The organism is Mycolicibacter icosiumassiliensis, assembly GCF_900078685.2.
GTDB lineage: Bacteria > Actinomycetota > Actinomycetes > Mycobacteriales > Mycobacteriaceae > Mycobacterium > Mycobacterium icosiumassiliensis.
In genome coordinates this window covers 990376-1002767 of the sequence record NZ_LT546166.1, presented here as the reverse complement: position 1 = coordinate 1002767, position 12392 = coordinate 990376, and the positions used below count along the sequence as shown (strand labels likewise).

Below are 12392 nucleotides of genomic sequence, written 5' to 3'. Positions count from 1 at the left end.
TAATCGGTTCCGGCCCTTGTGGATGGTCAACCGGTCTGCTTATATAACGCTACGCACCGTAGTGTAATTGGCCATTGAAAGGCACGCGATGAATCGCACTGCACCGCAGGTCACCGACCCGTCGAGCGCAGCCAACACCGACATCCAACTGAACGAACTCGGCTACTACGCCGTCACCCGACATCCCGCGGACGCCCGCGTGGTGCTGCCCGAAGCCCGGGAGGCCGATGCGCTCGGCTTGGGTTCGTGCCACATCGGGGAACGCTTCACCGTGAAAGACCCGGCGGTGCTCAGCGGCGCCGTGGCGGGCTGCAGCCCCAGTTTGGGCATCGCCCCGTCGACCAACCACCACACCCGCCACCCCACCGTGACCGCGACCGTGGGATCGACCATGCACGCGCTGACCGAGGGCCGTTTCGCGATGGCATTCGGCCGCGGCATGGCTGGATATTGGCAGGCCATCGGTCTGCCGACGGTGACCGCGGCTCGGCTGCGCGACTTTTTCGGCATCCTGCGCCGGCTGTGGGCCGGCGAGATGATCCTCAATCACGACGGCCCGGCCGGGAAGTGGCCGATGCTGCGCCACGCGAACGGCTTGGGTGAGGGGCCACCGATCGGTTTGGTCGCCGTCGGTCCCAAGACGATGGAACTCGCCGGTGAGATCGCCGATTTCGTTGTGCTGCATACCTTCTTTTCCGACGAGGCGACCGCGGCATCGGTCGCGGCGGTGCGCCGCGGGGCAGAACGTGCGGGCCGTGATCCCGACAGCGTCCGCATCTGGGCCTGTCTGGCCACGGTGTGCGATTCGTTGTCGCCGGATGATCAGCTGCGTCGTGGGGTCGGCCGACTGGCGACCTATTTGCAGGCCTATCCCGACGTGCTGGTCTCCGCCAACGGCTGGGATCCCGTCGCCTGGGATCGAATCCGGCAGTCCGAACTGTTCACCGACGCGGCCACCGCCGGGCCGATCGACGCCAGCGCCTCGTTCGAGACGTTGCAGCGGATCGCCGAGCTGATTCCCGACGCATGGTTGGACTCGGTGGCGTCAGGATCGGCCCGCGACTGCGCCAGCACCATCGCCCGCCAGTTCGACCTGGGCGTGCACTCGGTGATCATGCACGGGGCCAGCCCACACGAGCTCGCGCCGGTCGTGCAGGCCTACCGGGCCAACCGGCCGACGCTGCACCGGGCCGTCACGGCGAACCCGGGGCGGTTCGCCTGAGCCGTTAGCGGGTCAGTCAACCTTTGGGCAGTAGAAGTGCGGGTCGTTGCGGTACTCGACCGGCGGCAGGTTACGCGCCGGGGTCTGCACCAGGGGTGCATCCACGGGAAGGCGGCCCGAGGCGCGATCCATTGCCGACCGCTTGCGTGGATGCATCAAGGCACGCTTGGGGCCGTGCTTGGACACGAAGGTGATGGCCTTGCAGAGATACCCGTGCACCCGCTCCTGGCGCGCCGACCAGGTGTAGCCCATGAGTTCGCGCACCGGCGGGTCATAGAGGGCCACGGTCATGAACGTCAGGAAGCGTTGCATGACCTTGAGGTTCTGCGCCCACAGCCAGTCCGGAATCCATTCCAGTGACGGGTGTTTGGGCATGGTTGACAAATCCATGACCGTACGGGCCGCCCAGTTGTTCTCCAGGACGTTGCGGCACATGTGATCCCAGTACTCTTCGAACGCTTCCCAGGACTCGGGCACCGGGCGCATGCTCATGCCGTACATCCGGTACCACTGGACGTGCTCGTCGAACAGCTGCCGCTTGTCGGCTTCGGTCAGTCCGCCACCGAATTTCTCGGCGGCCAGCAGGGTCGACTTGAAGAAGGTGGCGTGCGCCCAGTAGAAGACGTCGGGGTTCAGCGCGCTGTAGCGGCGCCCCTGCTCGTCGACGCCCTTGATGCCGATGTGGTAGTCGCGGACCTCGGCGCCGGTCTGCGGTGCACGGTAGCCGTCGAATACCACCCCGCCGATCGGGTAGATCGACCGCATCAGCCGCGGGATGCGCTCGATGAAGAAGATCGAGTGGTCCTTGACGGCGGCACCGAGTTGCGGGTGCATGTTCTGCATCGAGCCGGCCCAGGTCCCCTGGAACAGACCGGTCCATTGGCCGAAGTACTTCCAGGTCAGCGAGTCGGGGCCGAGCGGAATCGGGGGTGCGTCGTAGCCACCGTTGCTCACGGGACATCCCGCAGCGATCGGCTCCTCGCTGGCCGCGGGGCAGGTTTCCGACATGTCTTGAGTCACGAGCGCGCACTCCCAGTCATCGTTGACCACTTCTGACAACATGCGTTATCAGTATTGGAAGTCTAGGGGGCACTGGGGCGCGGGTCAATGAGCGAGTTGGGGTGTGTAGGCCCGAATCCATGACGATGTGGGGTGCCGGCTGCGCGAGGTCAGCCGATTGGGTTCGGGACGGATGCGCCATCGGCCCCGGTGTTCCCGGTATTCCGTCGACACTGCCGTTGCCTCCGTTGCCATCGGGTTCCGGTAAGTCCGACTGAGTATGTTCGACTTCGTGAGCTGCACACTCGGATGGAAGTTGGCAGGTGCGACCGCCGCCCTTGTTCTGGCGCCGGTCGCGACGGCCGATCCCGAATGCTCCTCCTGCGAGCAGGGCAAAGAAGCCATCGATGACCAGGTTCTGCGCCGCCACGTACAGCTGACAGCCACTGACGACCTGCACCAATACTGCGAATCACTGCTGCGCAACGTGCTCAAGAGCGGCCGGGTCGCCCGAGTGGATTCCCCGCCGGACTTCGTCGCGAGCTGCGAGGATGAGGGGCGCGTTCTCATTGCGGGACAGTAGGTTCGCGCCCCGCCCCATCGAGTAGTTCTGCGCATTCAGTTGCTCGGCGCCGCAGCCACGAGGGTGTTCATGACCGGAAGAAGGCATTCACGCCGTCTCAGGGCTGGGATCTTCCCGTGAGCGCCAGCAGCCGAGCCGGGGCGGCAGCGTCCGGGTTCGCTGGCTCGACCTCCGCGAAGTATCCGCGGTCGCGTTGAGCCTGAAGGATCGAAGCTCCCCGATCGAGGATGTAGATAGCAAGATCGTTGTCGATCATCGAGGTGGGATCGAGGGTGCTTGTGATGTCCCAGCCGTGCACTGCAAGTTCCGCGACCCGCATCCGCAACAGCGCACCACCGCTGACTGTCTGCATCGGGTGATGTGCGCGGATCAAACCGGCGCCAGGTTGGGCGAACAGTGTTCGCAGCTCCGCGGACAACCGGTCGTGGGCGGCGCGTGGATCGCCGCCGATGTTGTCGGCCGTACGGGTCCAGACGATCTCTTCGGGCATGCCGCCTCGCAGGTAATGGGCGTATCGCAGCGCTCCACCGCAGACATGATTGGCAACGTCTTTGATCGTCCAGTCGCCGCAGGCGGTGGGCCGGTCACAGGCGTCGGTATCAAGTGACACGAGAACGTGCGAGAAGGACTGCGTCGCACGGTCGAGCGCATCGAGGTCGGTCGAGTCCAACATCACGGTGTCCAACATGACTGCAACGCTATTGGATCGGCGTTCTCGGGTGGGCCGAGGACGACGGGCCATCAAAGGCCGCATGGCCACCGCGGTGGACGCAGCCGCGGTCCCTGTCGCCGCCGCCGCTCGTCACCCAGGATGGCTTCCGCGAACCCAACGGCGGTAGGCATCCATATCGACGTTGCTGCCACACACGATGGTGACCACGTGTCGGCCAGCGAAGCGGTCAGGGTCCTCGATGATCGCGGCAATGCCGAGCGCGGCCGCCGGCTCAACGACCAGACCAGCGTGATCGAGGAGCATCCGCATACCGGCGATGATCGAAGCCTCGCGGACCAGGACCGCGTCATCAGCGACCAGAAGCAGATCCGCCAGAACATCCGGGATCGGAAAGCGACCGGCAACGGCATCGGCGATCGTCTCCGTCGAGTCGGTGGTCACGACGCGGCGTTGTTGCCACGAACGTGTCATCGCCGGTGCACCAGCCGGCTGAATGCAGATCACCTCGACCTCGGGCGCGAAAGCCTTCACGATGTGGCCCACGCCGGTGGCCAGCGCCCCGCCGCCGAGAGCAATCAGGACAGCGTCGAAAGACGGGGCGGTATCAACCAGTTCCAGGCCGATAGTCGCAGCGCCCTCGCAAGTCTCAATGTCCAAGCTGTCCTCGACCAGCCGGATTCCGTCATATCGGGCGATGGCGGCTGCCCGTTCGCGAGCGAGCTCAATGTCGCCGTCCACCAGCTCCAACCTGACATCCAATGCGCGGATACGCTCAATCTTGATCGCCGGCGCGAAGCGAGAGGCGACGACCGTGACGTCAAGCCCCCGGGTGCGTCCGGACCAAGCGAGGGCTTGACCAAGGTTGCCCGCACTGGCACACACCACCGCGTCCGAGCCGGCGTTGACGAGCATGCTCGCTACCACCTCAGTGCCGCGTGCTTTGAAGCTACCGACCGGGTTCGCCGTTTCGAGCTTGATGCTCACCGTGCACCCGAGACTGGCGGCCAGCGCATCGCAACGGTATAGCGGAGTGTCAAGGAACAGCGGGGCGATGACCCGGCGAGCTGCCCGAATCCGAGCTGTATCGAGGCGCGTTTCCGGCACGACACAACCGCCGCTAAATCGTCCGGACGGTGCGCGCCCATTCGATGAGCGCGCTGTCGTCGAGAGTGTTGGCGATGTAGTCGCCGTCGAGCTGCTTGCCGAGTTGCGACGGGACCGTCACTAGGAATGCGCGCGCTGCGCGGGCCGCGGCGACCCCGGTCGAAGAGTCCTCGAAAGCCACACCCGTATGAGGCTGCGCGTCGAGGCGTTCGAACGCCGCCAGGTACAGCTCGGGATGCGGTTTAGGGTGCTCGACCTCGTCGGCAGCGACCGATACCTCAAAGAAGTCTGCGAACCCTGACGATTTCAGCGCAGTGGTAAGCATGGCCCGCGGGCTGTTGGTCGCAACGGCGATCGGCACCCTGCCATAGACACTTTCGAGCAGCTGCCGGGCTCCCGGCATCGGTTCAACCCGCACCGAAAGCTCGGCTTCGACGCGGGGAACCAGATCGGCCAACAGCCGAGGACCCGCCCCAGGAATCCCGAAGTAGTCAGCCATGTTGTCGCACGCCGCCTCCAGAGTCCGCCCGATCAAGACGTCCTTCTCGGCGGGACCGAACCCGAACCCGTAGTCGGCAAACAGAGCCGCCTCCGCCCGCGACCAGCAACTCTCGGTATCGAGCAGCAGACCATCGCAGTCAAAGACGATGGCACTCACACGCGGAGGAAGCGTCATGGCACAGACGGTAACGGCGGGCGGATTGAGTCCGCAGCCACTTCACCACCGCGATTCGACCCGATTCCCGAGCCGCGGCACGCAAGCCGCCGGCGGCAACTGGTCCCAGGGGTGGTCCCGCTCCCCAGGGGCCGGGTTGTCGTGCTCTCCGCCACTCAAATTTCAGCGGCTATTGTCCTGCGATCCCGTGCGGTTCCGACGGAGACGGCGTACTATTCGAACATTCCGAAAATTATTTCGTTTCGTTTAGATAGGAGCCCAGCGTGAGCGCAGAGGTGGTGGAGGCGGCGACGTTTGTACCAGAAGGGCGTGACGAGATGGCCCTCGTCGTTGGGTTCCTCGCCGCGCATGAGCGGGTGCGCGGGTCAACGGCCTCGCCTCGTTATGCGCTCGTCGGGGTCAACGAGCACGACCGGATCGACCTACCGCCGACAGTGCATCAAGCGCTGAAAAAAGTGGTGGCCGCACTCCATGCCGGCAAGGCCGTCACCATCGCGCCACAGACGATGAAGCTGACCACCCAACAAGCCGCAGACCTGTTGGGAGTCAGCCGCCCGACGGTAGTCCGCTTGATCACCGACGGTACGTTGCCGGCTGAGCGGATCGGCAATCGCCATCGGCTGTTGCTCGACGACGTTCTCACCTACCGCGAGCAACGTCGCAATCGCCAGTATGAGGCGCTGGCGGCCACTGCGGTCGACATCGACGCAGACGACGACCCGGAAGTAATTCGCCAGCAGCTGCGTGAGGCGCGCCGAGTCGTCGCCGGGCGGCGGCGAGCCGACGCTACCACCCGCTGACAACATCGAAGAATGTTCGCTGCGCTGTTGGACACCTCAGTGCTGTGGCCAAGCCCGCAGCGGGATTTCCTGCTGTCGCTCGCAGTCGAGGGGTTGTACCGACCGCTGTGGTCAACGGCGATCCTCGATGAATTGCGTTACCACGAAGCGCAGAAGCTCATCGGCCGCGGTCACGACCCAGCTCCGGCGGCACAGCGAGCGCAACACCTAGTCGATCGCATGAGCACAGCTTTCGATGACGCCATCGTGGTGAACTGGGAAAACCTCGAAGGCACGTTTGGGCTGCCCGATATCGATGACGAACACGTTGTTGCCGCTGCTCTGGTTGGCGGAGCGGAGGTGATCGTCACCAGCAATGTGAAGGACTTTCCCCCATCGAAGATCCCCAAGCTACTCACGGTGATCTCACCTGCGCAGTTCGCCGGCGACACCGTCGCGGTGTCCCCCGACGTCGCTTATCGAGCGGTGATTGCCATGGCTTCCAGATTCATTCGGCCTTCGTCCAGTGTCGACGAGATCCTCGACCACCTCGTGACACGCTACGCCATGTTCGAGGCCGTCGAACTCATCCGCGGCGTCATGTAGCCGCTATTCAAGGAGGAGTGACCGTTAGCGGTATCGAGAGTTTCCCCGGCGAGTTGGACATGCTGCGTGCCGACAATGTGCGTTTGCGTCGCCTTCTCCAGCTGAGTGAGGAACAGGCACGCGCAGCCGCCAGCGACCAGGCGACGCTGACGGGAGCGCCGACCTCACCGGTGACGATGGGCTCCAGCTCTACCGATAAGGTGCGATTCTTCTTCGATCTCTTCCGTTGCCGCACCGATGTTTACGCACTGCGCTGGGAGAATCGGCGAGATGGCCGTTCAGGTTGGATGCCGGCGATAAAGGGCTATTGGCGCAAGGGTATGAACCGTGCCGACGCGTCGTACCTCCCGCTGACGCCGGAGGTCGTCGACGCGCACCTGCGGGGCGATGCACATATCGGCCTGTATCCGCTCAGCGATGATGACACCTGCTGGTGGGTCGCGGCGGACTTCGACAAGGAAGCCGCGATGCTCGACGCGCTCGCCTACATGAAAGCAGCACGGTCCTACGAGATTCCGGCCGCGCTCGAGGTATCGCAATCCGGGCGCGGCGCTCATGTGTGGATCTTCTTCGCTCATGCAATCTCGGCAGCGGTCGCCCGCAGCATCGCGACAAGTCTGCTGGGTGAGGCATTCCGCCTGCGCGGCAGCATGCATCTGAGCAGCTATGACCGGTTGTTCCCATCCCAAGACATTCATACCGGGCGTGGGTTGGGCAATCTGATCGCCGCCCCGATGAACGGCAAGCGCCGTCAACACGGCACCACCGTCTTCCTCGATCCGGCCACCCTGGAACCCTACGAGGATCAGTGGGCCTACCTGTCCAGCATCGGCCGATTGTCCACCAAAGACGTGACCGCGTTGGCACGCCAACTTCCCACCCCACAGATCGGCCACCATGTCCGACGTCTGCAACTACCGACGTCGTCGCGCATCGTCCCACGACCGGCGGCAATCGTGCGGGCAGAGTTCAGCTCACGACTCACCCTGACCGCCAACGATCTGGGCCCGGCGATGATCTCGGCCGTCAAACACGCCGCATCGATACGCAATCCAGAATTCGATGCGCGCCAACGCGCCCGCCGCAGCACCTGGGACACACCACGATTCCTCTACAGCTACGACGAAACCGCCGACGGAGACCTCGTCCTGCCCCGTGGTCTACATCCCCTGCTGACCGAACTCGTCGAATCGGCCGACAGCACGTTGCATGTCGACGACAAGCGAATCACCGGCGAACACCATGAGTTCACCTGCGATACGCCGCTGCGAACCTCCCAGACCGCCGCATTGCACCAGCTCCTCGAACAGGATACCGGTGTTCTCGTCGCGCCACCGGGTACCGGTAAGACGGTCATCGCTTGCGCGGCAATCGAATCGCGGTCCACCTCCGCCCTCGTCCTGGTCGATCGCAAGGCCCTCGCCGACCAGTGGCGCGACCGCATCAGTAGGCACCTCGGTTTCAAGTGCGGTCAAATCGGCGGCGGGCGGTCGAAAACCACCGGCATCCTCGACATTGCCCTACTGCCAACACTCGCTCGCCGCGACAACGTCGAAGACGCCACCGCCAACTACGGATTCGTCATCGTGGACGAATGCCACCACGTCGCCGCCGGCGCATTCTTCGGCGTCCTGAGCCGCATCTCCGCGCGGTACTGGCTCGGCCTGACCGCCACGCCGGAACGCCGTGACGGGCTCGAAGACCTGATCTATCACCAACTCGGATCCCACCATGTGGCCATCGAGGCGCCCAGCGCCGGACAATTCCCGGTCGACGGTTCCGATTTACTGACGCCCCACCCGGTTCTGCACCTGCACCCAACCCAATTCCACTACCGCGGCGACGCCGACCCCGCAGCACCCGGTGGAATGGCCGAGATCTACCGCGCGCTCGTTGCCGACCAGGCTCGACTTGCACAGATCGTCGGCGACGTGCTGGCTGCGGCCGAAACTGGTGCCAACGTCTTGGTACTCACCACCTGGGTCGAGCATCTCAATGCCATCACCGACCAACTACGCGCCGCGGGAAGGGCTGTCACTGTTCTCAGCGGCAGTATGAAGGCTCGTGAACGCCGCCAGATCACCGACCAACTCGCCAATCACACGCCCGAGTCGGATCCACTCCTGATCGTCGGCACCAGCTCGTTCATCGGGGAAGGCTTCGACTGCCCGGCGCTCGACACCCTGTTCCTGGCCGCACCGATCACCTTCAAGAACCGCCTCGTGCAATACATCGGTCGCGTCACCCGCCCCTACCCGTCAAAGACGACCGCAACCGTGCACGACTATCACGACGAGCTAACTCCCGTCATCGCCTCATCGCTGAAGAAGCGAGCACCCGGCTACCTCAAGATGGGTTTCCCCGACCCGCGCAAGATGATCCGGTGAATCACGGCTACCCCACTTGACCAGCGGTCAACTACAGGACAAAGACAGCGCCCGCCGTTGAGCCACGTAACGTGCATGGCGGCGCATAGCGTGCATGACGTGCAGTCGAACTGGCCAAAATTCCCGTGAATGAGTCTGTAGAGCGCACCGCCGGCACCCGTGTGGTCGACACGTCACGCGGCGGATCGGGTTGCGAATTCGCATTACCGCAGCTCAAAGCCTATTTTCCAAAGTCGGGCTGACAGGATTTGAACCTGCGACCACTTGACCCCCAGTCAAGTGCGCTACCAAACTGCGCCACAGCCCGCCACCGCCGAACATCTCCGGCAGCAGGTCGAAATGCTACCGCACGCGCGCGGGTGTCCCGAATCCGCGTGACGTCATCTGGACCGCGTAGGCTCGCCACGCGGGACTGCCCCCCTCGGCAGCGCGACTACCCCTCAGGAACCACCACTTATGCAGCTTCCCCCCTCGCAGCAGTGGTCGGCCATGCCCGACCCCACGGACCCAATAGACAGCCCCGAGAGCAGCGCCGACCCCACCGTCACCGACGAAGTGATCGACGTCGTCGACACCGGCGACACCATCTTGCTGCTGCAGAAGATGGAAAACCGCCTCATCCGCCACACGCTGCGCCGGCCCGACGTGCTGAGCGCCGAGCAACTGCGCCGGCTGCGGTATCTGCTCAATTTCGCCCGCCACCCGGCCAGCTCCGCGCCCACCGAGACGTCGCCGCGACCGCGGGCGCCGCCCGGGCCGGCGGAGCGCGACCCGGTGATGGCGTTGATCGCCGCCCGCGACGCCCTGGGCGTGCTGGCCGCCGAGCAGGACGAACAACGCCGCCTGCTGGCCGAACGCCACGGCAACGACTTCTCCCTGGCCGAGCTCGACGCCGAGGTGGGCCACAAGAAACTGGTCACCGTCCTCGGCGGCGGGGGCGGCGCCGGCTTCGTCTACATCGGCGGCATGGAGGCCCTGCTGGAGTCCGGGGCAGTACCCGACTACCTGATCGGGTCCTCGTTCGGTTCCATCCTGGGTTCGGTGGTTAGCCGTACCCTGCCGGTGCCCATCGACGAGTACATCCAGTGGGCCAAGACGGTGTCGTTCCGCGCCATCCTGGGGCCCGAGCGGTTACGCCGCCGCCACGGCCTGACCGGTGTGTTCGCCTTGAACTTCGATCTGTTCGCCGACGCGATGTTCCGCCGCGAAGACGGCGCCCCGATGAAGATGTCGGATCTGGCGATTCCGTTCGACGCGGTGGTGGCCGGAGTGCGCCGCCAGCCGTTTGCGGCGCTGCCGGGGCGCTACCGCAACCAGCGCCTGGCCGGCCTGCAGTTGCGGTCCCTCCCCTACCTGTCCATCGGCCTGGGCCCGCAGATAGCGACCCGGATGTGGCAGACGGCGGCCTTCATCGACCCGCGGGTGGTGACCCCGATCGTGATCGGCGGCGACAACCCCGACCGCGACGTCAACGTCGTGGACGCAGCGTCGTTCTCCTCGGCGATCCCCGGGGTGCTGCACCACGAGCCCAAAGACCCGGCCATGGAGCCGCTGTTCGACGCGCTGCTGGCCGACAACGACGTGGGCGCCCTGGTCGACGGTGGCGCGGCCAGCAATGTGCCCCTGGAGCTGGCCTGGAAACGCGTCCGCGCCGGCCGGTTGGGCAGCCGCAACGCCTGCTATCTCGCCTTCGACTGCTTCCACCCGCAGTGGGACCCCAAGCACCTGTGGCTGGTGCCCATCACCCAGGCGATCCAGTTACAGATGGTGCGCAACGCGCCCTATGCCGACCATCTGGTCCGGTTCTCCCCCACGCTGTCACCGGTGAACCTGGCGCCCTCGGCGGCCACCATCGACCGGGCCTGCCAGTGGGGACGCAAGAGCGTCGGGCACGCTATTCCGGTGGTTTCCGCACTGCTGCAACCGGTCTGGTGGGAAGGCACCGAGCCCGCGGTGGTGACTCCGAGGGTGCCCGCGGAACCGGAACACCCGCACGCCGCGTCGATGAATGAGGTGATGGCCGCGGCCCGGGCGCCGCGTGGCCGCTGGGAGCGGTGGCGCAGGCAGAACCCCGCCTGAGCCGGCTAGACCGTCAGCAGCCGGTACAGCCCGATCAGTCCGACCACGAGGATCACCGCACGCAGCGCGTTCGGGGATAGCCGGCGCCCGTAGTGACCGCCCAAGTATCCCCCGATCAGTGAACCGATGGCGATCAATCCGGCTGCCGGCCAACTGATCCGGTCGAACGCAGTCATGATGTAGGCCCCGGCGGCGACCACGTTGACGATCAGCACCAGCAGGTTCTTCGCGGCGTTCATCCGCTGCATCGACTCGGGCAGCAGCACCCCCATCACACCGACCAGCAGAATTCCTTGGGCCGCAGCAAAATAACCGCCGTACACACCGACGACGAAAGTACCGACAACCAATGCCGCCAGTCGGCCACCGCTGAGCTGGTCGGTCGAGCGACCCTCGGCCGCCGCGCGACGCTGCGCCACCGCCTGGATCTTGGGCCCGATCACCACCAGCGCCAAGGCACCGACCAATAGTGCCGGCACGATTCGGTTGAACACGCTCTCGGGCAGGTGCAGCAGCAGGTAGGCCCCGAGCACGGCGCCGAGCAGCGATCCCGGTATTTGCCAGCGCAGCCGGTCCCACTGACCGCGCAGTTCGCGACGGTAGGCCCAGGTGCTGGAGATACCACCGGCCACCAGGCCAATCGCGTTGGAGATCGTCGCGGTCAGCGGCGCAAAGCCCAGCGTCACCAGGGTCGGGAAGGTGATCAGTGTGCCGGAGCCGACCAGGGCGTTGATTGCCCCGGCGCCCACCCCGGCCAGGAGGATCAACACCATCTGCGAAACTGCCATTTGCAGCACCCTACGCTGATCGTGCGCAGGGCTAAGGCAGCCCAGCGGAGAGGTGAACGCGATGATCGGCATTACGGGAAAGCGGACTGCCAGTGCCGTCTGCGGGCTGCTGTTCGCCCTCGGGACGCCGCCGGCGGCCCAAGCCGCCCCGGAGGTGCCGTCCGGCCCGTACGCCTTCACCGCCCAGCACGGTCCGTCGCAACGGGCGGCGACGTGGACGTTCACCCCGTGCGGTGCGACCTGTACCGCCGTCGACGCGGAACGCTGGCTGCAGAACGCGGAATTTCATCTCAACGGTGGCCGCTGGGAGTACAGCGGGCGGGGCAGCATGGACTGCCCGGTGGATCACACCCCGCTACCGGTGTCCAAGACGGTCAGCTTCGATGCGGTGACCCTGGCCGGCCAATGGACCACCGCCACCCTGGAACCGTGCGGTCGAGGGCCGGCCGGTGGAGTGGTCGGGCAGTGGGATTTTCAGCTGACCAAGGCTGGATAG

12 protein-coding genes and 1 tRNA gene are annotated in these 12392 nt (G+C 65.4%); 7 read left to right on the top strand and 6 right to left on the bottom strand.

Annotated features, from left to right (window positions below):
• Positions 1–88 precede the first annotated feature (88 nt).
• The gene (locus BN4346_RS28465) at positions 89–1222 is read left to right on the top strand and encodes a TIGR03857 family LLM class F420-dependent oxidoreductase (RefSeq protein ID WP_067969144.1); all 1134 of its coding nucleotides are present in this window, start codon (positions 89–91) and stop codon (positions 1220–1222) included.
• 12 nt (positions 1223–1234) lie between these two features.
• Here BN4346_RS28465 and BN4346_RS28460 read toward each other — a convergent pair whose 3' ends face one another.
• Complete coding sequence (locus tag BN4346_RS28460) at positions 1235–2230, bottom strand: oxygenase MpaB family protein (protein WP_078058497.1); 996 nt, start codon at positions 2228–2230, stop codon at positions 1235–1237.
• A gap of 283 nt (positions 2231–2513) precedes the next feature.
• On the opposite strand from BN4346_RS28460, the gene BN4346_RS28455 reads away from it, so the two are divergent.
• On the top strand, positions 2514–2804 hold the full coding sequence (locus BN4346_RS28455; RefSeq protein ID WP_235653548.1) for a hypothetical protein: 291 nt from the start codon (positions 2514–2516) through the stop codon (positions 2802–2804).
• 97 nt (positions 2805–2901) lie between these two features.
• Here the strand turns inward: BN4346_RS28455 and BN4346_RS28450 are convergent, their stop codons facing one another.
• From BN4346_RS28450 to BN4346_RS28440, 3 genes are all read right to left on the bottom strand, one after another.
• A complete protein-coding gene (locus BN4346_RS28450) occupies positions 2902–3492 on the bottom strand; it encodes a TIGR03086 family metal-binding protein (protein WP_067969138.1) in 591 nt (196 codons plus the stop codon).
• 114 nt (positions 3493–3606) lie between these two features.
• Complete coding sequence (locus tag BN4346_RS28445; RefSeq protein ID WP_067969135.1) at positions 3607–4581, bottom strand: threonine ammonia-lyase; 975 nt, start codon at positions 4579–4581, stop codon at positions 3607–3609.
• A gap of 13 nt (positions 4582–4594) precedes the next feature.
• Positions 4595–5257, bottom strand: a complete 663-nt coding sequence (locus tag BN4346_RS28440; RefSeq protein WP_067969133.1) for an HAD family hydrolase — start codon at positions 5255–5257, stop codon at positions 4595–4597.
• A 263-nt stretch (positions 5258–5520) separates the two neighbouring features.
• Between BN4346_RS28440 and BN4346_RS28435 the strand changes: the two genes are divergently transcribed.
• Genes BN4346_RS28435 through BN4346_RS28425 form a run of 3 tightly spaced genes read left to right on the top strand, consistent with a single transcriptional unit; the run spans position 5521 to position 9029 of the window.
• Entirely contained in the window at positions 5521–6057 is a 537-nt protein-coding gene (locus tag BN4346_RS28435; RefSeq protein ID WP_067969130.1) for a helix-turn-helix domain-containing protein, read from the top strand.
• A gap of 12 nt (positions 6058–6069) precedes the next feature.
• On the top strand, positions 6070–6642 hold the full coding sequence (locus BN4346_RS28430; protein ID WP_067969128.1) for a PIN domain-containing protein: 573 nt from the start codon (positions 6070–6072) through the stop codon (positions 6640–6642).
• Between the two features lie 17 nt (positions 6643–6659).
• On the top strand, positions 6660–9029 hold the full coding sequence (locus BN4346_RS28425) for a DEAD/DEAH box helicase (protein ID WP_235653546.1): 2370 nt from the start codon (positions 6660–6662) through the stop codon (positions 9027–9029).
• A 233-nt stretch (positions 9030–9262) separates the two neighbouring features.
• Here the strand turns inward: BN4346_RS28425 and BN4346_RS28420 are convergent.
• Positions 9263–9336, bottom strand: a tRNA-Pro gene (locus tag BN4346_RS28420).
• Between the two features lie 182 nt (positions 9337–9518).
• Here BN4346_RS28420 and BN4346_RS28415 point away from each other — a divergent pair.
• Positions 9519–11108, top strand: a complete 1590-nt coding sequence (locus tag BN4346_RS28415) for a patatin-like phospholipase family protein (protein WP_235653545.1) — start codon at positions 9519–9521, stop codon at positions 11106–11108.
• A 5-nt stretch (positions 11109–11113) separates the two neighbouring features.
• Here the strand turns inward: BN4346_RS28415 and BN4346_RS28410 are convergent, their stop codons facing one another.
• Entirely contained in the window at positions 11114–11896 is a 783-nt protein-coding gene (locus tag BN4346_RS28410; protein WP_067969118.1) for a sulfite exporter TauE/SafE family protein, read from the bottom strand.
• 61 nt (positions 11897–11957) lie between these two features.
• Between BN4346_RS28410 and BN4346_RS28405 the strand changes: the two genes are divergently transcribed.
• Entirely contained in the window at positions 11958–12392 is a 435-nt protein-coding gene (locus tag BN4346_RS28405; protein ID WP_154677550.1) for a hypothetical protein, read from the top strand.